Annotated in this window: 19 protein-coding genes; 8 read left to right on the plus strand and 11 right to left on the minus strand. The window is 57.0% G+C overall.

Annotated elements, in window-relative coordinates; translation table 11 throughout:
• Positions 1 to 74: 74 nt before the first annotated feature.
• A complete protein-coding gene (locus H7849_RS03770; RefSeq protein WP_186744258.1) occupies positions 75 to 761 on the minus strand; it encodes a M48 family metallopeptidase in 687 nt (228 codons plus the stop codon).
• A gap of 56 nt (positions 762 to 817) precedes the next feature.
• Positions 818 to 1,354 carry a hypothetical protein gene (locus H7849_RS03775; protein WP_186744260.1) on the minus strand — a complete coding sequence of 179 codons (537 nt, stop codon included), beginning with the start codon at positions 1,352 to 1,354 and terminating at the stop codon, positions 818 to 820.
• Positions 1,355 to 1,449: 95 nt separating this feature from the next.
• Here H7849_RS03775 and H7849_RS03780 point away from each other — a divergent pair, with 95 nt between their 5' ends.
• From H7849_RS03780 to H7849_RS03790, 3 genes are all read left to right on the plus strand, one after another.
• Complete coding sequence (locus tag H7849_RS03780; RefSeq protein WP_186744262.1) at positions 1,450 to 2,238, plus strand: TPM domain-containing protein; 789 nt, start codon at positions 1,450 to 1,452, stop codon at positions 2,236 to 2,238.
• Between the two features lie 84 nt (positions 2,239 to 2,322).
• Positions 2,323 to 2,901 carry a LemA family protein gene (locus tag H7849_RS03785; protein WP_186744264.1) on the plus strand — a complete coding sequence of 193 codons (579 nt, stop codon included), beginning with the start codon at positions 2,323 to 2,325 and terminating at the stop codon, positions 2,899 to 2,901.
• Positions 2,902 to 3,071: 170 nt separating this feature from the next.
• The gene (locus H7849_RS03790) at positions 3,072 to 3,428 is read left to right on the plus strand and encodes a hypothetical protein (RefSeq protein ID WP_222439760.1); all 357 of its coding nucleotides are present in this window, start codon (positions 3,072 to 3,074) and stop codon (positions 3,426 to 3,428) included.
• Positions 3,429 to 4,167: 739 nt separating this feature from the next.
• Here H7849_RS03790 and H7849_RS03795 read toward each other — a convergent pair.
• From H7849_RS03795 to H7849_RS03815, 5 genes are all read right to left on the minus strand, one after another.
• Positions 4,168 to 5,175, minus strand: a complete 1,008-nt coding sequence (locus tag H7849_RS03795) for an alpha/beta hydrolase (RefSeq protein ID WP_186744266.1) — start codon at positions 5,173 to 5,175, stop codon at positions 4,168 to 4,170.
• A gap of 188 nt (positions 5,176 to 5,363) precedes the next feature.
• Positions 5,364 to 7,145, minus strand: a complete 1,782-nt coding sequence (locus H7849_RS03800) for a PQQ-dependent sugar dehydrogenase (RefSeq protein ID WP_186744268.1) — start codon at positions 7,143 to 7,145, stop codon at positions 5,364 to 5,366.
• Between the two features lie 231 nt (positions 7,146 to 7,376).
• Positions 7,377 to 7,859 carry a hypothetical protein gene (locus H7849_RS26680; protein ID WP_251106592.1) on the minus strand — a complete coding sequence of 161 codons (483 nt, stop codon included), beginning with the start codon at positions 7,857 to 7,859 and terminating at the stop codon, positions 7,377 to 7,379.
• Entirely contained in the window at positions 7,856 to 8,194 is a 339-nt protein-coding gene (locus H7849_RS03810) for a PadR family transcriptional regulator (protein ID WP_186744270.1), read from the minus strand. Before H7849_RS03810 ends, H7849_RS26680 begins: the two co-directional genes overlap by 4 nt.
• Before the next feature lie 196 nt (positions 8,195 to 8,390).
• Positions 8,391 to 9,377 carry a GGDEF domain-containing response regulator gene (locus tag H7849_RS03815; RefSeq protein ID WP_186744272.1) on the minus strand — a complete coding sequence of 329 codons (987 nt, stop codon included), beginning with the start codon at positions 9,375 to 9,377 and terminating at the stop codon, positions 8,391 to 8,393.
• Positions 9,378 to 9,690: 313 nt separating this feature from the next.
• On the opposite strand from H7849_RS03815, the gene H7849_RS03820 reads away from it, so the two are divergent.
• Together H7849_RS03820 and H7849_RS03825 are read left to right on the plus strand one after the other, a co-directional pair.
• Entirely contained in the window at positions 9,691 to 9,906 is a 216-nt protein-coding gene (locus H7849_RS03820) for a hypothetical protein (RefSeq protein ID WP_186744274.1), read from the plus strand.
• A 107-nt stretch (positions 9,907 to 10,013) separates the two neighbouring features.
• Positions 10,014 to 10,535, plus strand: coding sequence for a TlpA family protein disulfide reductase (locus H7849_RS03825; RefSeq protein ID WP_186744276.1), 522 nt, complete (start codon positions 10,014 to 10,016; stop codon positions 10,533 to 10,535).
• Positions 10,536 to 10,709: 174 nt separating this feature from the next.
• On the opposite strand, the gene H7849_RS03830 is transcribed toward H7849_RS03825, so the two are convergent.
• Positions 10,710 to 12,191, minus strand: a complete 1,482-nt coding sequence (locus H7849_RS03830; RefSeq protein WP_186744278.1) for a carbohydrate porin — start codon at positions 12,189 to 12,191, stop codon at positions 10,710 to 10,712.
• Positions 12,192 to 12,326: 135 nt separating this feature from the next.
• On the opposite strand from H7849_RS03830, the gene H7849_RS03835 reads away from it, so the two are divergent.
• Positions 12,327 to 12,599: a metal/formaldehyde-sensitive transcriptional repressor gene (locus H7849_RS03835; RefSeq protein WP_186744280.1), complete on the plus strand. Its 273-nt coding sequence runs from the start codon at positions 12,327 to 12,329 to the stop codon at positions 12,597 to 12,599.
• 260 nt (positions 12,600 to 12,859) lie between these two features.
• Here the strand turns inward: H7849_RS03835 and H7849_RS03840 are convergent, their stop codons facing one another.
• The 3 genes from H7849_RS03840 to H7849_RS03850 form a co-directional block, all read right to left on the minus strand.
• Complete coding sequence (locus tag H7849_RS03840) at positions 12,860 to 15,460, minus strand: bifunctional uridylyltransferase/uridylyl-removing protein GlnD (RefSeq protein WP_186744282.1); 2,601 nt, start codon at positions 15,458 to 15,460, stop codon at positions 12,860 to 12,862.
• A gap of 164 nt (positions 15,461 to 15,624) precedes the next feature.
• On the minus strand, positions 15,625 to 15,963 hold the full coding sequence (locus H7849_RS03845; RefSeq protein WP_186744283.1) for a P-II family nitrogen regulator: 339 nt from the start codon (positions 15,961 to 15,963) through the stop codon (positions 15,625 to 15,627).
• A 41-nt stretch (positions 15,964 to 16,004) separates the two neighbouring features.
• Positions 16,005 to 17,402 carry an ammonium transporter gene (locus tag H7849_RS03850; RefSeq protein ID WP_186744285.1) on the minus strand — a complete coding sequence of 466 codons (1,398 nt, stop codon included), beginning with the start codon at positions 17,400 to 17,402 and terminating at the stop codon, positions 16,005 to 16,007.
• A 287-nt stretch (positions 17,403 to 17,689) separates the two neighbouring features.
• Between H7849_RS03850 and H7849_RS03855 the strand changes: the two genes are divergently transcribed.
• Together H7849_RS03855 and H7849_RS03860 are read left to right on the plus strand one after the other, a co-directional pair.
• Positions 17,690 to 18,262 carry an NADH-quinone oxidoreductase subunit B gene (locus tag H7849_RS03855; protein ID WP_186744286.1) on the plus strand — a complete coding sequence of 191 codons (573 nt, stop codon included), beginning with the start codon at positions 17,690 to 17,692 and terminating at the stop codon, positions 18,260 to 18,262.
• Positions 18,263 to 18,596: 334 nt separating this feature from the next.
• The gene (locus H7849_RS03860) at positions 18,597 to 20,294 is read left to right on the plus strand and encodes an OmpA family protein (protein ID WP_186744287.1); all 1,698 of its coding nucleotides are present in this window, start codon (positions 18,597 to 18,599) and stop codon (positions 20,292 to 20,294) included.
• Positions 20,295 to 20,397: the final 103 nt, after the last annotated feature.

The raw sequence follows: 20,397 nt of genomic DNA on the forward strand, positions 1-20,397 counted from the left end.
GCCGAAGAAAGTAGATCCTTCCCCTTCCTCTTCGTTGCACTCAGAGTCAGGGTCAGGATGACAGCTTTTAAAGACTAGAGCATCTTCAGGTAGGCTTTTGCCTGTTCCAATTCTGGAAAGAGTTTTTCGTCTGCCTGGAACTCGCGGGGGTGTACGCAGCGGCGTCCGCGGCGCACTTTGACGGGATGCCTGAGGTGCAGCATCTCGTGGTACATCAGGTACTCGATTGCGTAACGTGGGGTGTTTTTGCGGTCGAAGACGCGGCTGACCATGATGGTGTTGTGGGCGGCGTCATAGTGGCCGAGGAGACGGCGCGCCTTGTGCTCGCTCCAAGTGAGAAGAGGCCTGCCGAGTAAGCCATGGAAGAAACGGCGGTTCAGCGTTTCGAAGACTTCGTCGAGATCGTAGTAGTCACCTTTGGCGGTTGAGATTTTTTTGCGCCCGCGTGTCTGGCGGATGCGCTCGGTCTGCCGGAGCACTCCTTCGCTCGATGCGAATCGGCGGTATCGCGCGTTATGAGACGGATCGAGCGGCTTGCGGTAGAGCTTGGCAAGCAGGATGTGCGCGATTGCTCGCAGGACTGTGTCGGGCGCACCTTCGAGAAGATCGGAAAGGTGGACTTTGATCTGGCCTTCACGCAGGCGAATGGTTGTGTTCAGGCTCGTGAATCGGTAGAAGCGAACATGGATAGGTGGAATAGGAGCGCGCGGACGGATGGCGCGATACTCTTCTTCAAACAAACGCGAAAGCTCGGGGTTCACCTAAGCTGAGCGTAGCACAGACGCGTTGATTTTTTTCGTGACCTTTGCGCTCTGGCTTACGAGGGGCCGGTTCCGTTCTTGCCTGCCTGGTCCTTGTGTTCGGCGAAGTATTTCTCCTGATCTTTCTGCAGGGTCTTTACCTGATCGCTGATACTCTGCGCTGCTTCAATCGCGGTCTTGCGGGCAAAGTCATAGGTTGGATCGGGAGGTGGTTGGACGAGAGCCGCTTGCCATTTGTCAGATTCCGGAACCAAGTCTTTCAGGGCCTTGCGAACGTCGGCGTGCTGGCCATCATAGGTGTCGAGGTTGTCCTGCAGTTCGTCGACGAGGCGGGTGAATTCTTCGATCTTCGCGCGCATTTCGGTGGCGCGGGTTTCAGCTCTCTTGTTGGTAGAAAGCTCTTTGATGGCTGTGACGCGCTGTTCGATGAACTTCGAATAGAGCTTGATGCGTTCGTTGGGCCGATCACCGAACTCACGCACTTGATCGATCTCTTCATCATTGAGTGGATCTCTTTGTGATTGGGCCCAACTCCGCAGCGTGAGGGGGGATAGAAGCAGGACAGCACTCAGGAGGATGAGAAGGCGGCGCATGAGAGCACTCCCTTTGCTGCCAAGTTTAGATGCACGATGCACCTTTTGCACGTTGAAAGAATGGGGATCGCCGACAGGCATTTAGAATAGCGGAGATGAGGTCTCTCGCTATCCGAAAATTCCTGACCGCTGCAGCTCTGATCTTGTTTGCGATGGCTGCGGGTCAAGCAACGGGACGCTCGGAGGCGGTGAAAGACCTTCCCAAGCCAACGAATTACGTCAGCGATTTTGCCAATGTTCTGTCCCCGGAGACAAAGCAGCAACTGAACCAGCTATGCGGACAGGTGGACCATCAGGCGCATGCGCAGATCGCCATTGTAACAGTCAAGACGCTCGATGGCGAGGAGATTCAGGATTACGCGGTTCAGCTTTGGGATGCGTGGAAGATTGGCCAGAAGGATCGAGGCGTCCTGATTTTGCTGGCAGTGCAGGAACACAAGCGATGGATTGCGACTGGTTATGGGCTTGAGGCGATTCTGCCGGATGCCAGGGTAGGGAATATTGGAAGGCAGATGGTGCCGTATCTGCGCTCAGGCGATTACGACGATGCTGTGTCGCTGGCTGTGGACCAGATCTCGCAGATCATTGCGCGCGATGCGGGAGTCACGCTGCAGTCGATTCAGAAACGTAGGCCGCCCCAGCAGCAGGCGATTCGACTAAGCCTTGGCCAGCTGATTATTTTCGCCGTCATTATTTTTCTCGTCATTCTGTTTCTGGCTCGTGCCGGCGGCTCAGGACTGCTGGGTTTTCTGCTGGGGATGTTTCTCGGCGGCGGCGGTCGCGGCGGCTGGGGTGGTGGTGGTGGCAGCGGCGGCAGTGATGGCGGGTTTGGCGGATTCGGCGGCGGAAGTACCGGTGGTGGCGGCGCCGGCGGAGATTGGTAGGGTGCTTCACCTCTTCGGCTAATGGCTTGAGTCGTGTAGTCTCTGGATGAAGAGCACAGGTTTTGCAAGGAGAATTTGCCCGTGATGAGACGTGGGTTGTGGATCGCAATTGCGGTTGTGGTCGTGATCTTTTTGGCAGTGCTGCTGGTTTTTGGCAGCTACGTGAGTGCGAAGAATCAGATGGTGGCGAAGCAGGAGGCCGTCCATGCGCAGTGGTCGCAGGTGGATGTGGTGCTGCAACGGCGCGCGGACCTGATTCCGAATCTGGTGAACACGGTAAAGGGCTATGCGCAGCATGAAGAGACCGTGTTTTCGGACATTGCAAATGCACGCTCCGCGTTGCTCAATGCGCACGATCCTCAGGGAAAGATTGCGGCAAATGGCCAGTTGGACTCAGCTCTCGGACGATTGCTTGCGCTTTCAGAAAACTATCCCAATCTGAAGGCAGATCAGAACTTTTTGCAGTTGCAGGACCAGCTAGAGGGTACGGAAAACCGCATCGCGGTGGAGCGTCGCCGCTATAACCAGACGGTGCAGGACTACAACACTTTCATCCGGCAGTTTCCAAACAGCATCTGGGCAGGCATGGCTGGATTTCAGCCTGATAATGCGTACTTCCAGGCAAGCGAGACGTCGAAGCAACCTCCCAGCGTTAAGTTCTAGATAGGATGAATTGCGAGAGAGGTCGCCGTATCTGGCAAGCGTGATCACGGTGGCCTAAGCCATTCTTGCTGTAACTGGTTTGGACGTTTTCTTCTTCGTTCAGGATAAGAGCAGCAGGCCCGGATGGCGCGGTCCGGCCGTTCGAGCGCCTGAAGAGCCGCCCCCGTCCTTTGCGGATCGACAAGCCCGGAGGGGGAGGAACCAACGAAAAGACTCGCTTGCCTGAGCCCATGGACCTTCTCTTCCCCAAATGGCAGCGCGAATTGTTCAACACCATTCTCGACGAAGAGAAACTTAAAGCTGACCGGGACGGTCAAGCGCGCACTGCTTACAGCCTGCGCCATACCTACATCTGCCTGCGCTTGATGGAGGGGGCGGATATCTACCAGATCGCCAAGAATTGCAGGAGATCGGTCGAGATGATCGAAAAATTCTATGCCTCCCATATCAAGACCCGCCTCGACGCGGCGGCTATCAACATCATGCGCAAGAAGAAGGTGGCCAAGGAACTTCGCACCGGCACTTAGCCTTATACTTAAGGTGGCCACGCGGGCGTGGCGGAATCGGCAGACGCATCGGACTTAAGCGTAACTTGAGTGCTCGCCGGGAAACCGGCGATGCAGAACTGTTCAAATTCGGGGAACCCTGTGAAATGGCGATCCCGAGCCAAGCCCCGACGGAGAACTCCGGAGGGGAAGGTGTAGAGACTAGACGGGCAGCACCTACCGCCGAACGGCGACAGACCGAACGGTCACGGTGAAGGTATAGTCCAGACCACAAACCTGCCGGAGCGTCCCTCGGACGCGCTTTCCGGCAGGACGGCGAAAGCCGCAGATGGTAAGAAAATCCGTTGGGGCGCAAGCCCCGTGAGGGTTCAAGTCCCTCCGCCCGCACCAGCCTAACTCTTTTATTCGCGTCCCCACCTCTCCCGGAGGTCCAACAACGACGCCTCCGTACAACCAAAGTCTCCTATGAATCAGCAAGATGTGTGTTGCGAATATGGGAGATACTGAAGCAACCTAATCCAATAGCATCTCTGATTCTTGCGCTGAGAGCGCACGCCACAGAATGAATATCGAAGCCGATACCTGCCGGAAATATGTTGTCCCAAGGCTGCTCATCTTAGGCGGGGGAGCTGTTCGTGCAAAAGAAGTGCGAACGTTTGAATTCGGCAACGCTTCGCGAGTACGTCGGAATCGCCTGCGAGCATTACGCTTCGAATTTCGGAGTGAAGATCGACTACCGGACTGTGACCATGCAGAAGACCTATTCGGAAACCATACCGATCGTGCTTAGCCACGTCTCCACCAGACTGGGCCAGCCGGTAATCGGAAATTGCGTGCGCCGTAGGCCAAACGCATGCCCGCCATGCGCATACAGATGCATCTCCACGGGAACCCCAGCCTGCTTCAGCGCAGCGTAGTAAGACAGCGAGTCGTTTACGTTGTCCACGTGATCATCTTCTGCCTGGAGCAGAAACGTGGGGGGCGTCTGGCTGGTGATATGAATCTCAGGATTCAACGCAAAGGTGCTATCGGCAACCGACCGATGTTCCGGCTGAGGAAGTGCGAACTTTTTCGTGCCCTGCTTCGCGTCCCACTGCGCAGCGGAGAGGGACAGATGTCCCGGATAAAGAACGACCGCAAAATCCGGGCGGCAGCTTTCTTTGTCGGCCGCATCCACCGCCGAATACAGCCGCTTTTCGAAATGCGTGCTCATTGCCGCCGACAAGTGGCCGCCCGCTGAAAATCCCAGCACGCCGATCTTGTGCGGATCGATATGCCAGTTCGCGGCGTGAAAGCGCACGAGACCTACTGTTCGCTGCGCGTCTTCGAGCGCCATCGGTGATTCCGGATACGGCCCTGATTTCGGATAGGGACCCACATCGGTCACGCGGTATTTCAGCAGCACGCACGTGATTCCTTTGGGGGTCAGCCAATCACAAACCTCCGATCCTTCGAGGTCGATGGCCAGAACCTGATATCCCCCACCGGGAAATACGACGACTGCTGCGCCGGTGTTCTTTCCTGTCGGCGAATACACCGTCATCGTCGGCTGCGTCACATTGCTCACGCCCATGGCTGGCCTTCCGGCAACGAGGAATGTTGGATCGACTTCTGCGACCTCTGGCCCCTTGACCGGCTGCGGATCAGGTGGCGCGCCCGGCCATATCGGAAGCTGAGTGTGCCCGGCCGACGGCTGCCAGACAGATGTTTGCGCACCAAGATTGGCGGATGCAAAGACAACACAAAGAGCATAGAGCAGCGGCTTCATAGAGTTCCTACAAGCGGGTTCGTCATAAGTGAATAAGCCGAGTGCAGGGCTGTCGAGGAGGGATTTGTTCCGTTGTTCGTTTGGGAATCGACTCAGTCAACAGACATGTGAGGAGACATGTGGGGGGATGAGACTGACTCCTGTGAAGAAGTCAGTCTCGAAAGGTTGAAAGAGTCCTCAAGGTTGGTTTAACGGTGGCTCAACGCCCAAATGTACGCGCCCACCGCCGATGCCTGTTCCGGTGTCAGTTGAGACCCACCCATAGCCGGCATGGGGCTGCGATATTCCTTAGGCAGCGAGACGCCATCGGTGATTGTCTTGGTGATTCCCGCCCAACTGCCATCGCTCCACAAAAATTTGTTCTTTGTCAGGTCAGGACCCAAGGGACTTCCAGTCGCATTCTCACCGTGGCAAGCTGTGCATGTTCCGCCGGCCACTTCACCGTGGTAGATTTGATCGCCCAACGCGACCATCTCTTGCGTCGCTCCTGGAGGGACAGGGAGAGCAGCTGCCCCGGCGTCGGGGTGGGTCCCCTCGGGCGGCTTGGCTTCGGCGCGAGCGATCTCGCCAGCGCCCGCTGTCAAGCTCGGGCAGGGAGTAAATTGAGGCCCGGTTGCAGTTGCGGGACCACCGACATAAGTAATTTTGTATATCGTTCCCTTCATGTCGTCCGAAACATAAAGTGACCCGTCTGGACCTACAGCGACGCCAGAGGGACGATGTATGGCTCCTTCCGGTGAGACTGCCGATCCTGCGAATCCATCAGCAAAGACTTCGCAGGATGCAGGCGGCAGAGGTCCGGCGAGCGACTGGAAAACGATGTTGTAGCCGCCTTGCGCATAGGGAGCGCGATCCCATGATCCGTGAAAGGCAATGAAGACGCCGTTATCGTAGCGGGAGGGAAACTGCTTCTGGTTATAGAAGACCATTCCGTTCGGCGCCCAGTGTGCAGGGGTTACTGCGACCGGACCTGTCTTGCTGGCGCAGACACCGACAGCGTGGCCGCCGTCTCCTCCGTACTCGGGCGCCAGGACCAGCTTCGCTTGCCCTGGATCGTAATAGCACTCCGGCCATCCGTAATCGCCACCTTGCTTGAGGAGCAGGACTGTTTCAGAAGGCAGCGTTGCTTCCTCTTCCGGCTTGTAGAGTTCAGGCCAATTGGCATGAAGCTGGTCTCGTCCATGCTGCGTCACATAGAGGCGATGGCTACTGGGATCAACGCCGAAGCCCTCGCCATTGCGTATTCCGGTCGCATAACGATCTGCGGGAGAGAATTTCTGATCAGTTTTCTTCGCGTCGTATTTCCAGATGCCGCCCCGGGTCTCAAGCTCTGTGCATGGCTGGGCGCCGGGCGAGTGGAGCTGCCGGTTCTTCAATTGGCAGGCATTGGTCGCCGTGCCCACATCCACGTAAAGAGTGCCATCGGATGTGATGACGAACGGATGCATGGGATGGTCGCCGCCGAGAGGTAATCCGGAGACGACTGTAACGGCTTGCCCAGTAGGCACAAGTGCTCCCGGAGGCAAGGCATAGCGCACGATGCGGTCGTTCACTTCCGCGTAAATCGATCCATTGTAGAGGGCAATTCCTGTACCGCCGGCCGCTCCGGTCTTGGCCGTTTCACCGAAGCGCTGAATCACATCGGCTTTCGCCGAACCGCTTTTGTCCTGAAGCGCGACGAGGAAACCGCCTTCTGGTGCTGGCTGGTTCGGAGGATAGTAGTCACCGGACCACGTGTTGACGTACACGACTCCATTCGGAGCTACCACCATATGACGGGCATGCCCGATGCCGTCGGCAAAGATGGTCGCGCAAAATCCGGGAGGCAGTTTCAATCCGCTGTCATCTTTTGGACATGCCGTGCTTCCAGCGCCTGAACCCGAAGAAGCAGCCACGGGATGATCGATTGAGAATGGAGCCAGTGCAGCGATGAGGAAGACAAGAACTCTGTGCAAGCCACGCAACCGCATGAAAACTCTCCCTGAATTTCGATCGAGCAAATTGAAAGTGATTGCTCTTTGGAAGTGGTACAGCGTAAAGCTTGAGTCTGTTGAATTTATTATGCTCCAAAGATCGTATCGCTTCGTTAAAGCCAATTCTTTTCAGAAATTCAGGTTTTGTAGAGAGTTGCACTTGCGGCGTGTGCACGATGGACGCGGGAACACTTGAAGATTCTCTTGCTCTTGAGTGGTGTTACTTAGTCACAGGTTGAAATAGAAGACTGGGGCCAGTGCGGAGAGCGCGGCTCCGGCTTGCATCGCGAGCACATAGAACGATTGCCTGGGCGCTTTTGGCAACCACTTGATGGCGAAAAAGAGAAGTACAGGCATCTGTCCGGCCATGAGGATTTGCCAGATATGGGCAGCCGCGCCCTCGTCGGCTTCGCGGGCTGCTCCATACAGGGCAATGTGACCAAGCACGACGGCCAGCGCGGTGAGCGACATCGCCATCGGAACGAAGGCACTCGGGCGCCTTACGATGGCGCCGAAAGAACTGGGATTGCGATCCATTTTGGGTCCTCCGGTTGGGAAGAAGTGCTCGGAAAGTGCCGATTTGATGACATTGGCTCCGGTGCGTAGATCCGGACTTCCGGTTTCGAGAAGAGATTCAAACTCCTCGCCATAGCGCTCTCTCCATGCCTTTGGATACAGGCGGGTGAGCAGACGGGCGAGGCGTGGGTTCATAGCTCTTCGAGCCTCTTCAGACCGGCGTTTGAGAACTGGTGCAGGGTGGTGAGTTTTGCGCGCAAAACGCGCAGACCCTCGGGAGTGATGCGGTAGGGGCGGCGTCTATCTTCGGGCGGAAGCGGCTCGATCCAACCCTGCTGTTCCAGGCGGCCGATGGCTCCATAGAGCGTTCCGGGTCCAAGGCGCGTGCCACATAGGGTAGCGATGTCTTCGATCATGGCGTGTCCATGCTTGGGGCCGTTTGCGAGACTGGCCAGGACGAGCACCGGTGGGTCGGAATAGTGGCCGAGGGCGGGATCCTCTGGATCTGCTACTTGGCGCGTACTACGCATGACGTAGTTATTGCACAGGCGAGCCGAGTTTGCAAGGGATTTCTTCGCTCGAATTACAAGATTGCCGGGATGAAGTTGTGCTTTCCCACCCTTTCGCGATGCGAAAGGATGGGGCACCCTTTTATCGTGCAGATGCCTGGAGAAAACAGATCCTTCCCCTTCGTTGCCCTCAGGGTCAGGATGACAATCCTTGAGACTAGGAGGGTGAAATTGGCTGGTCGGATTCTGTTGAGTCGGTGATGACTTGGATGGGTTCCGCTGGTTGGCCGTAGCAGCGGATGCAGTTACGGCCTGCGAGCTTGGCGTTGCCGAGGGCGCGTTCGGCTTCACGCAGGACGATGAGCGGGGAACGTCCTCTGCTGGTGGCGATGCCGATGCTGGCGGTGACGCTTAATACATCACGATGGATGTGATAGGGCTTTTCGAGCACTGTGGTTTGAAGTCGATCGGCCATGGTTGCCGCCTGTTCGGCAAGGCAGCCGGGAAGGCCGACGAGGAACTCATCTTCGCCGCAGCGTCCGAGTATGTCGTAGCTGCGCAGGTAGCGGCGAAGACGTTGAGAGAATTCGCGTAGAATGACGTCTCCGGTACCGTAGCCGAATTCGATGTTGACATCAGAGAACTTATCGAGATCGATGAGCATGAGCGTAAGGGGAGTGCGCATGCGCTGGACGCGATCTGTCTCCTGAAAGAGGAGACGCATCATGGCTTCGCGATTGAGCAGGCCAGTCAGACTATCGTGCGACGCGTGAAATCGGACGGCTTGCATCTGCTCCTGTAACTCATGATAGAGGTGCTGGACACGTTCGGCGGTGCGGAGACGGACGAGGAGGTCCATTTCGTTGACCGGTTTGAGGAGAAAGTCGTCGACGCCCGCTTTGGTGGCCATTTCGATCTTTTCGAGGTCGGCGGCGCCGCTCATGAGCATGAGCCAGGGGGCATGCTGGCGGGAGCGGCGGCGTGTTTCGGCGATAACCTCGAAGCCTTTCATCGAGGGCAATTCGTAGTCCACAATGGCCAGCTCCGGCGGCTGGGGACTGTTGAGACGCTTGTAGGCGGCGGCTCCGTCGGCGATGACCTCGACCTGGTAGTTCCAGGATTCGAGAAGCGTGCTGAGGATGGTCGCGGAGGTGGGGTCTGCATCGGCGAGCAGGACGGAGGGTTTTTCAGGTAAAACCGGCATGGATGGTGTCTCCCATATATGGTTATCGGGAGATTCGCGGAAGGGATTAGGCGGAGCGACAGGGTGGGTCTGTGAAAAATTCTCTGAAATTCTCAAGAAAGTTGTTGATTTTTTCCCAGAATCGGAAAAAACTTCATGTATACGCACAACCCGGTATATCTACCGGGCATCTATTCAAATCAAGCGATAACTGTAACTGGCTTAATCCGCGGGCTCTTCTGATCGACATAACAAAATAGATTGTTGAGTCGACCGTAAGTACTTGGCGGGGTAATGCTCCCAGTCAACCTCTAATAACGCTGGAGTGCGAGCCATGATTCCCACCGTCACCACCACTCATGCGGTCCCGCAGAAGTTGCTTCCAGCACGCGTGCATGTTTCGCGGGCTCGTTTGACGATCTGCCATCACTGTTTCCAGGTTCTGGGCTCGGCCCAGAATAAGGCAGAAGTTCGCGCGCTTCAACTCGCGCACATCTGCAAAGAGAAACTGAACGATCAGCAACCTGCTGCAGCTCTCCCTTTCAACTGATTTACAGAAGAATTTCTTATTTCAGGAAACGCGCCTTACGGGGCGCGTTTTTTGCGCTTACTGGGAAAACTGCACGCATGGTAGCCTGCCGGGGAGGGAAAAACAGCTTGCGGTTGCTTGTGCCTCTTCTTGTGTGGATTTCGTTTGCGGTTCCGGGTTTCGCTCAACGCTTGGCTCCTCCGTTTTCAGTGACGACGATCGACGGGCGGCGTGTGTCGCTCGACGATCTTGCAGGGAAAGTTGTGCTGCTAGATTTCTGGGCGACGTGGTGCGGGCCGTGCATAGAAGCGCTGCCGCACATGAAGAGAATTGCCCAGGAATTTGCCGATGAGCCGCTGGTGATCCTGAGCGTGAGTCTGGATTCAGATGCAAACGATCAGAAATGGCGGACGTTTGTGGCGCGGAACCAGATGACGTGGCTGCAGGCGCGGGACGGCGGTTTCAACGGTCCGACGGCGAGGCTGTTCGGAGTGACGGCGATTCCGCATACGTTCACGATTGACGCTGAAGGTGTGTTGCAGGACGAGCAGATTGGTGACGCGGCCATCGAGTCAAAGCTGAGGAAGCTTTGTGACCGTGCTCGCCGGATGCGTGAGGGGTCGCGGAGCGAGATTGCTCTGGCGCGGTGATCTCGGGCAGTGAGAACGGCTCTTTGAGTTTGTGCTTTCCCACCCTATCGCAAAGTGCGCGATAGGATGGGGCACCCATTTTCGTGCTTCAGTTGAAAACAGCAGATCCTTCGCGTTGCTCAGGATGACAGGGTCAGGATGACAGCATGAGGATTACGGGTGGCAGCTTGAGGGTTAATAGTCGACGTGCATGCGGACGCTGGGAACCCAGACGGGGCCACGGTCGCGGTTGTAGCCGGGATTGTCGATGTGGCTGAGGCCAAGGGCGAAGAAGACGCCGCGCCAGGTGTGCCAGTTGTAATAGCTTTCGACGATGTTTTCGCGGCGATAGTTGAGGCGTCCATCGCCCAGGATGAAGCCTAGGCCGCCGTACTTCAGGTAGTTCTGGTGGTCGCTCTTGATGGCGTTCGAGACGAAGGCTACGCCGATCTTGTCGACGGGGCGATGCCAGCGCTGGCCAGCGAGATCGCCACCAAATTGGACGGTCTGGTCGTCTTCGGTGTATGCGTATGATTCGTGCTGGCCTTCGTTCCATCCTACACGGCTGAAGATGCGGAAATCCTCGGTGATCTCCTGCTCGTTGTTCCAGCCAAAGCCGTATTTCACGGCGCCGAAGTGGGCGTACTTGGTGATGATTGGTGTGGGGTCGGTTCCGTTGAGGTAGGCATCGACGGCTTCGCGGTAGGTTCCCATGTGCGCGTGGTTTACGAAGCTTAGGATGCGTGTGACGCCTTTGCGCCCCTTGATGAAGGAGTGGCGCAACTCGAATTCCCAGTTCTGGCCGTTGGCGCGAGAGAATGCCCAGTCGAGATCGATGCCGTTGGCAACGGTGGGCATGGCATAGATGCCGTAACGCGCACTCCAGTTGCGATCGTCGTACTCGGCGACACCACCAACCGTATAGCCTCTGGTGTCGGCGGCGTAGTCCCATGCGCCATCGTTATCGACGGTCCAGTTGGTGAACTGAAGGTGGCTGTCGCTGCCAACGGAGTTGATATCGAAGACGTCAGGGAGGCTCATTTTGCCGATGCGGAAGTCGAAGCGGCGGACGGAGACTTCGGTTGCGAGCGAAAAAGGGCCGCGGTCGGACTCGGTCATTTCGCTGGTGAGGCCGATGGTCTGATGGATGACGCCGCGCGCTAAATAGGGCTTGGAGCCGAGATTTGGATTGCGGACGACGTCGAGATTGGTGAAGCCGGCGAGGCCGAGGGCCTGGCTGAGTCCGCGGCCGCCGGCGCTTTCGAAGTCGACGATGAAGTCGGTGTTGTAACGAAGGTTGCGGTGCGGCTGGTAGCCGAGGAAGAGGGTTCCGACGAGCGAGGTTTTGTATTCGCCCGCACCGTGGAAGCTGTTTGTGCCTTGATAGGGCGAGTGAAATGGTGGATGCGCCTGGAAGATGATATTGGTCTGACCGGAGATCCACCAAGGGGCACTGTCGCTGTGCGGGAAGAGCGTAACGGGAGGAGCGTCAGGAACTTCGCGCTCTTCCGGGGATATGCCAGCGGCGCTGGATTGACTTCGCTGGGCGTTGTCGTCAGCGCCGAGAAATGACAGAGTGAATTGCGGCGTCGGAGTTGCGGGCAGGGAAGCGGGCAGCTGGGCGCGACTGTAGAGAGAGCACAGCGCCAGGGAAATGATTGTCAGCAACTTGCGCAAAGCCAGCCTCCGAGCTTTGTGGACGGCGACGCGGTCAAACCTTGATCTTGACCTTTCAATATTGCAGTGATGTTACGAAGGTAGCGGTCTTGGTTTGTTTTACCATATCCCCCTAGGATATATTAGAGGAAAATTATGAGCCATGTAGAACGTGAAAAACAGAAGTTGGTGGCCAGGATCAAACGCATTCGCGGGCAGGTGGATGCGATTGAGCGGTCGCTCTCGAGCGGAGACGACTGCGCGGACGTGTTGATGCTGCTGGCGAATGTTCGCGGCGGCGTGAACAGCCTGATGGCTGAGGTGCTGGAGGATCATATACGGCTGCATATGCTGACGGAGAAGAGCTCGCTGCCTCCGACGGAACTGGCTGAGGATTTGATTGATCTGGTGCGAGCTTATTTGAAGTAGGTCCTCCTACATCATTTCGAGATGCTGGAGCACCCGGCTATTTCAAAAATCTCGAGTAGTAAAGATCGCTGGGATTCTTCGCTTCGCTCAGAATGGCGGCTTGCTGGGAGGGTTCGTGCTTTCCCACCCTTTCGCAGAATGCGCGAAAGGATGGGGCACCCTTTTTCGTGCCACTGCTTAGAAGCAGATCCTTCCGCTTCCCCTTCACTCCGTTCAGGGTCAGCGTCAGGATGACAGGTTCTTCATCGGTGATTTTGTCACTAGTGGCGGAGCGATTCTATGGCTTGCGTCAGTGCGGTGGAGAGTTGCTGCTGCTGGGATGCAGTCAGCTTGTTGCCCTGGGATGTGAGGTAGAAGACGTCAATGGCCATCTCGCCTTCAGTATCGATGAGGGCGACTTCGATATTGCACTTCAACTCGGCGAAGGTGCGGGCGAGCTCGCGCAGGAGGCCGGGCGTGTCCTGTGCGACGACTTGCAGCAAGGTGCTGTGAGTGGAGGATTCGTTGTCGAAGGCAAGCCGGGTTTCGACGTGCACTTTTACGTTGTTGCGGCGGTTCGCGTGGCTTCTGGCGCGCAGCAGTGTTTGTAGAGAGACGTTCTTTGAGATGACGTCGCGAAGGCTCTTGAGGAAGCGGTCGACTTCTGACGGGTTCAATTCAAGAGTCTGGAATGGGTCGGTGAACTGGAAAGTGTCGACGATGATGCCGGCGCTGTTGGAGAAGGCGTCGGCTTTGACGATGTTCATGCCCCAGGCGGAGAGAACGCCGGCCATGTCGGCGAAGAGCATGGGGCGGTCGGCGGTGATGAGGGTGACTTCCTGCAACTGGCGCACGGTGCGGAAGGCAAGCTGCACGGGCTCGGTTGCGAGATCGAGGGCCATGCGGAAATGGCTGCGAATCTGATCGGGCAGGCGGGTTTGCAGGTAGCGTTGCGGAAGGCCTTCGAGGAAGGTTTTGAGTTCTTCGGCGCGATCGGGGCTGAGAGCAACGATGCGGCTCAACAGACCGGTGTCGGTCTCGACGTGATAGCGCTCTTCGTCGACGCTGCGATCGAGAAAGTTTGATGTGGTGATGTAAAGCTGCCAGAGGTTCTCGGCTTTCCATGGTGTGAGCGCGTCGGGAGCGACGGCTTTGATATCGGCAAAGGTGAGCAGCGTAAGCATCTTGAGCTGTGCCTGGCTGCTTGCTTTTTCAGCGAAGGCACGCACGCTTTCGTGGTCGAAGATATCCCGGCGCAATGTCGATGACATTTCAAGATGATTGCGGATGATGCGACGCACGATCTCTCGCTCTTCGGGATCGAATTCGAGGCGCGCGAAAAGGCTTTCGGCTAGCTCTACGCTTTGGGCGCAGTGATCGCCGGTGCGACGCGCCTTGCCGGTGTCGTGCATGAGGAGCGCGAGGAAGAAGAGGTCGAGGCGATCGATTTCTGTCAGCAGCGTGGCGAAGCGCTTTTCCCAGTCATGCGTAGGTTGGCGCAGCGTATGGACGTTGTCGATGACGAGGAAGGTGTGCTCATCGACGGTGTAGCGGTGATAGGAGTCGCGGATGACGAGCGCGTCGATGCCGTGGAATTCGGGAATGACGAGTTCGAGGACGCCGAGCGCGTGCATGGTGCGCAGCGCATGTGCGGCGTGCGGGCCAAGAAGAATTTCGCGCAGGCAGTTCCAAAGGAATGGGCCCTCGGGCATTTGCACGGCGAGGACGGGCAGGGCTTCAGCGATGCGGTCTTCGGCGTTCTGGCTCAGTTTGTAGCCATGCACGGCGATGAGTCCGAAGATACGCAGGACACTGTCGGCATCGCTGACGGTCGCGGATTCGTCGAGATCGAGGCGGCCCTGTTCGAGGAAGAAGTCGGTGCCGGCGACGGGCGTGCGGCGACGGCGAAACTGCTTGTAGAACGAACGGCGCGCGGGCGGCACGTCGTCCATGAGCAGCGATGTGCGGCGGTAGATGGTGCGCGCGTGCCGATAGTACGTGCGCATCCAATACGCGGGGTCGGCACTGCCGCTGGTGTCCAGTCCGATGCTCCGCTCGGCGGCTTCGTCTTGTGCATGCCAGTCGAGCGTGTTGTCATCACGGCCGCAACGGTAGTGCAGAAAACATCGCGCGGCGGCGAGGAAGTCGAATGCTGATTCGAGATCGTTGTGTACGGTGAAGAAATTATTGGATGAAGGTTTAGGCCATGTCTTTTGCGCCTGCAGCGAGAAGAGCAGGCTGAGCCATTGAGAGAGATGGTAGTCACGCAGGCCGCCGGGACACTCCTTGATGTTGGGCTCGAGATGAAAAATGGTGTTGCCGTATTTTGTGTGGCGGGCGCGCGCCATCTCGGCGAGGTTCTGCACGATGGTGTTCCACTCGCGCAAGGCGAGCGATGGCAGCAGATCGTTTTCGAGGCGTTTGTAAAGCGTGTAGTCGCCGCTCAAATAACGACGGTCGAGCAGTGAGACGAGAAATTCCAGGTTGTCTGGATCAACGTGGTCGCATTCCTTCCACGTGCGCGTTGCAGGGCTGGCTCTCAAGCCAACATCCCACATGGCCTGCGTGCAGGTGCGGATTACATCATGGAAATCGCGCTCTACGCTGTCGCTGGCGCATAAGAAGAGCACATCGACATCGGAGAAGGGGAAGAGTTCCTTGCGGCCAAAGCCTCCGGTGGCAACGATGGCGATGCCGGGCGGTTCGGGTTGACTTTCGACCACTCCGTTCCAGAGTTGACGGACGACTTTATCGACCAATGTCGAGCGGCGGCGGATGGAGGCAGAACCGTCGCCTGAGCGTTCGAAGGTGAGACGCAGGTCGGCTATGTCCTTTTGATACGTGTCCCGCATGCGCGGGAGGGATAGCGACTCTGGTGTCATTCGGCTTCTGGTGTTGCGTTTATGTAGGTTTGTGGTTCCCGCCCTTTCTGCGAAAGGATGGGGCACCCCTTTTTGTGCCTGATTTCAAGAAAAGCAGATCCTTTCCCTTCGTTCCTCTGGGTCAGGATGACAATCTGTTTTCAAACGGCGCTGCGTATCTGCCGTTATAAGGCTGACGGGCCGCGTTCGTCGTTGCGAATGCGGATGGCTTCGTCGATTTTCGAAATGAAGATTTTGCCGTCGCCGATCTTGCCGCTGCGTGCCGAGGAAAGAATCGCCTGCACGGCTTTTTCTACTAACTCGTCGGGTACGACCATTTCCAGCTTGATCTTGGGGAGCAAATCGACGGTGTATTCGCGTCCGCGATAAAATTCGGTGTGGCCTTTCTGGCGACCGTGACCGCGCGCCTCAAGAATCGTCATGCCCTCGATGCCTACTTCGAGCAGGGCGTCCTTTACCGCATCGAGCTTCGACGGTTGAATCACTGCTTCAATCTTCTGCATAGTGTCGTCTCAAGTGTTTCAGGGTAACAGGTTGCGTCCAGTTAAGAGGCGAAATCGTAGCCTTCTTCGCCGTGTTGTGTCACATCGAGACCCTCTATCTCCTGCTCACGCGTGACGCGCAGCCCGACAGTAATATCGACCAGTTTCAGCAAGATCACTGTTCCGACGATAGAAATAATCCATGCGAGGGCAATGCCGACGAATTGGTTCAGCACCTGATGCCAGTTGCCGTCCACCGCACCGGAAGGGAGCGGGTTGCCATTTGCATCTTTGAAAATCGGGTTGATGGCGCTCGATGCGAAGATGCCGGTGAGGATTGCGCCCAGTGTGCCGCCTGCTCCGTGAACGCCGAAGGCGTCGAGTGAGTCATCATAGCCGAACCAGTTCTTCACCTTGATGACCATGAAGTAGCAAAAGGCGCCGGCGAGCAGTCCGATGATGATGGCGGACATGGGCTGCACGAAGCCAGCTGCGGGAGTGATGGCGACGAGTCCTGCCACGGCTCCGGAGATGCCGCCGAGAGCGCTGGGCTTGCCGTTGCGAATCCATTCAGCGAGCATCCAGCTGAGGGCCGCTCCGGCCGCTCCGAAATGCGTGTTGACGAAGGCGCTTGTGGCCAGAGTTCCCGAGCTTAAGGCGCTGCCGGCATTGAATCCGAACCAGCCCACCCAGAGAAGGCAGGCGCCGATGATGCTGAGCACGACAGAGTGGGGCGGCATGGCCTCGCGCGGATAGCCGACACGCTTGCCGAGATAGAGCGCGCAGATGAGCGCGGAGACACCCGAGGTGACGTGAACTACTGTGCCGCCGGCGAAGTCAAGTGTTGGGAAGCGGCCGCCGAGCGAGGCGTTGAGCAATCCACCTTTGCCCCACACCATGTGGGCCATAGGCGAGTAAACGCAGATCGACCAGAGAATGAGAAAGAGTGCCATGGCACTGAATTTCATGCGTTCGGCGAATGCCCCGGTAATGAGTGCGGGTGTGATGATGGCGAACATCAGCTGATAGACCATGAAGGTCTGGAGCGGCAACGTGGTGGAGTAGTCGGGATCGGGCGTGAGACCGACGCCCCGCAGGAATATGTGGTGGAGTCCGCCGATGAAGCTGGCGCCGGAATCGAATGCGAGGCTGTAGCTGACGATCGCCCAGAGCACGGTGATGATGGCCATCATGGCGAAGCTTTGCATCATCGTAGCGAGCACATTCTTTTTGCGGACAAGGCCACCGTAGAAGAGCGCGAGTCCCGGGCCGGTCATCATAAGGACCAGCGCGGCACTGACAAGCATCCACGCATTGTCTGCTCCGGACTGCGCCGCGGCGACCTGGGCCTGGAGCTTTGCAATCTGGTCAGCGGTGGAACCTGTTTGCGCAACTGCGGGCGACAGGCTGCCCGTACAAAACACCAATGCCAAAAGCAGCTTCACAATACGAGGGTGCATATCACTCCATCTGGCTTGTTGAAATAGACCAATTCCAACCGGTCTTGCACCGGTAAAAACAAAATGAATGCTAACGATAGCGGTGCGGGCATGTGTGGGCGCCGCCTATATGCCCGTGAGAGTTTCCTGAATGTGTTGCAGTTACTTTTACATATTTCGTGAAAATCGCAAACAGCATTTTTTCGGAGGGATGCCGGATTCTTATTTCGCGCCACTGGCACTTTTGCCAGTGGTAATTGCGAGGCAAGCTGTTCAAATTTAAAGCGGAGGGGCGTTATAGTAGAGGCATGAGCGAATTGGCGCGCGACCGGTATCTGTTTGGTTCACTAGAAAGCAGTGCGAAGAACCGAGAGAAGCTGAAGGAAGTGAGCTATGGCTACGATCAGCCGGATGGTGTTTTCCTTACTTCATTGGATGCAGCGATCAACTGGATTCGCAAGAGTTCGGTGTGGCCGATGACCTTTGGCCTTGCATGCTGCGCGATCGAGATGATGTCCATGGGCGCATCTCGATTTGACGTGGCACGTTTCGGCATGGAGGTCTTTCGGCCCTCGCCTCGACAATCTGACCTGATGATAATTGCGGGCCGCGTTTCACAGAAGATGGCCCCGGTCATTCGACGTCTCTATGATCAGATGCCTGAGCCGAAATGGGTGATTTCCATGGGAGCCTGCGCAACATCTGGTGGAGTTTTCAACAACTATGCTTTGGTGCAAGGCGTCAATCAGGTGATCCCGGTGGACGTGTATGTGCCGGGTTGCCCGCCGCGTCCGGAGCAGCTCATCTACGCCCTTACTCTATTGCAGGAGAAAATTCTGCGGGAGCGGGGCAGTTTGAAGCGAGTATTGAACTTGCAATAAGTGATAAGATTCAATAGCTTAGATGTGTATCACGTTCGAGGGTAAATCGTTCGCGCAGATATAAGAAGCGATCTCCCTACCAGAGCACGCCACGGCTGCAATGTGCTCTGTCTCGCTTTCGCGAATAAGTAACTGCGAAGGTGCTTGAAGCGTGCATTTTAAGGCAACTCATTGAAGAATTTGTGCTCTAACGTAATCAACGTGTGGTAGCTTTTTATACCGTCGCAGTTTTCGTTACCGAAGTTTTGTCATTGGGTTTACCTGGGCTTGACACTTAAGCCTGCTTCTGTATTTCAGCATGATTTTCAAAAGTATGGTTTCGGAGGATAGACGCATGCAATCTCGTCCGTTAAGTTCCGTGAGCCGAATTCTGCTAGTTGGGTGCGCCGTGGGACTCGGAGCTTCGAGTCTTTTCGGGCAGAATACGCCTCCAGCGCCGGCAGCTCCGGCTGAGCAACCAGTTTCCCGCATCGACGTGTTTACTGGATATTCCTATTTCGCTCCACATGGAACGGTGAACACGACGCTGAATGATGGAACAATTTTCAGCGACCGCTACGCCTCAGTAGATGAGGGTGCACTCGCCAGCGTGGCCTACTACTTCAACCGCTACTTTGGCGGCCAAGTGGAATTTGGCGCCCATCCAGATGGGAACAACGATGGTTTTTACACTATTGCGGGTGGTCCAATTGTTCGCTACCCAACCTCGGAAGGAATCACGCCATTCGTTCATGCACTTGCAGGCGCGGCGGACGTTGGAGGTCCGAACCACTGCTGCCCACCGTTGGCGCAGCATGCTTGGACCTGGGGCCCTGCGTTGACTGTTGGCGGTGGGTTGGATTACAACCTGCCGTTTTGGAATCACCGTTTAGCGTTGCGACTCTTCCAGGCTGATTTCGAATACATTCATGCGAACTTTGGGCCGCAACCTGTAACGGGTGGCAGAGCCAATATCAATGCTGCGCGCCTGAGCACCGGCATTGTCTGGAAGTTCGGCAATATCATCCCACCGCCTCCGGTTGAGTACACCTGCTCGGCCAGCCCGGCGACTGTGTATCCTGGCGATCCGATTACAATCACCGGTACAGCAACGAACCTGAATCCCAAGAAGACGGCAACCTACAGCTGGTCTGGTCAGGGCGTGACGGTGAAGGGCGACACGGCGACCGCCAATGTCGACACCACCGGTCTGCAGCCTGGCAACTACACAGCTACCGGCCACGTGAGCGAAGGTCAGAAGCCCGGTCAGTTTGCAGACTGCACTGCGAACTTTACAGTCAAGCAGTATGAACCGCCAACGGTGAGCTGCTCGGTCAATCCGTCGAGCGTGAACCCGGGCGACAGCGCCACGATCACGGCAACCGGCGTCAGCCCGCAGAACCGTCCGCTGACCTATAGCTACACTGCGTCGGCCGGTTCGGTGAGTGGCACCGGCAACACTGCAACCCTGTCCACGGCTGGTGCGCCGGCGGGCACGATTACGGTGACTGCTAATGTGTCCGATGACAAGGGTCAAACTGCTTCCGGCTCCTGCTCGGTGACGCTCAACGCACCGCCACCCCCGGCGCCGAAGACCCAGACACTCTGCTCGATCACGTTCAGCCGTGACAAACGGCGTCCGGCTCGCGTCGACAACGAAGCCAAGGCTTGCCTCGATGACGTAGCGCTCAACGCGCAGCGTTCAGCCGATGCATCCGTGGTGGTGGTTGGCAATTCGACGGCAGATGAGCAGAATCCGCCGAAGAAGAGGGGCAAGAAGGCTGCACCGCCGGTCAACCTGGCGGCACAGCGTGCGGTGAACACGAAGGACTACCTGGTGAAGGAGAAGGGCATTGACGCCAGCCGCATCCAGGTTCGTACAGGCACAGCAGGTGCGCAGGAAGTTGAAAATTACCTCGTACCGGCCGGCGCCAGCTTCGATACAGACGTGCCAGGCACGACTGCAGTCGACGAGTCCGCAGTGCAACCGCAAACCCGCAAGCCGCTAGCTGAACGGAAACACCATCGCGCAAAAAAGACGTCTAGTCAGTAAGCGCGATTGCACTAAACCAAAGGGCCAGCCGGGAAATCCGGCTGGCCCTTCACCTTTTTAGGGAAATCCGGCATCGAATAAAAATGAATACTGGCGGGTCTGC

It is taken from the genome of Alloacidobacterium dinghuense, from assembly GCF_014274465.1.
Lineage (GTDB): Bacteria > Acidobacteriota > Terriglobia > Terriglobales > Acidobacteriaceae > Alloacidobacterium > Alloacidobacterium dinghuense.

Coding starts and splice junctions, on each gene's coding strand:
- H7849_RS03855 (WP_186744286.1), top strand. CDS start 17,690: ATGAGCGAATTGGCGCGCGACCGGTATCTGTTTGGTTCACTAGAAAGC.
- H7849_RS03795 (WP_186744266.1), bottom strand. CDS start 5,175: ATGAAGCCGCTGCTCTATGCTCTTTGTGTTGTCTTTGCATCCGCCAAT.
- H7849_RS03785 (WP_186744264.1), top strand. CDS start 2,323: ATGAGACGTGGGTTGTGGATCGCAATTGCGGTTGTGGTCGTGATCTTT.
- H7849_RS03800 (WP_186744268.1), bottom strand. CDS start 7,145: ATGCGGTTGCGTGGCTTGCACAGAGTTCTTGTCTTCCTCATCGCTGCA.
- H7849_RS26680 (WP_251106592.1), bottom strand. CDS start 7,859: ATGAACCCACGCCTCGCCCGTCTGCTCACCCGCCTGTATCCAAAGGCA.
- H7849_RS03850 (WP_186744285.1), bottom strand. CDS start 17,402: ATGCACCCTCGTATTGTGAAGCTGCTTTTGGCATTGGTGTTTTGTACG.
- H7849_RS03815 (WP_186744272.1), bottom strand. CDS start 9,377: ATGCCGGTTTTACCTGAAAAACCCTCCGTCCTGCTCGCCGATGCAGAC.
- H7849_RS03840 (WP_186744282.1), bottom strand. CDS start 15,460: ATGACACCAGAGTCGCTATCCCTCCCGCGCATGCGGGACACGTATCAA.
- H7849_RS03845 (WP_186744283.1), bottom strand. CDS start 15,963: ATGCAGAAGATTGAAGCAGTGATTCAACCGTCGAAGCTCGATGCGGTA.
- H7849_RS03820 (WP_186744274.1), top strand. CDS start 9,691: ATGATTCCCACCGTCACCACCACTCATGCGGTCCCGCAGAAGTTGCTT.
- H7849_RS03810 (WP_186744270.1), bottom strand. CDS start 8,194: ATGCGTAGTACGCGCCAAGTAGCAGATCCAGAGGATCCCGCCCTCGGC.
- H7849_RS03780 (WP_186744262.1), top strand. CDS start 1,450: ATGAGGTCTCTCGCTATCCGAAAATTCCTGACCGCTGCAGCTCTGATC.
- H7849_RS03860 (WP_186744287.1), top strand. CDS start 18,597: ATGCAATCTCGTCCGTTAAGTTCCGTGAGCCGAATTCTGCTAGTTGGG.
- H7849_RS03775 (WP_186744260.1), bottom strand. CDS start 1,354: ATGCGCCGCCTTCTCATCCTCCTGAGTGCTGTCCTGCTTCTATCCCCC.
- H7849_RS03835 (WP_186744280.1), top strand. CDS start 12,327: ATGAGCCATGTAGAACGTGAAAAACAGAAGTTGGTGGCCAGGATCAAA.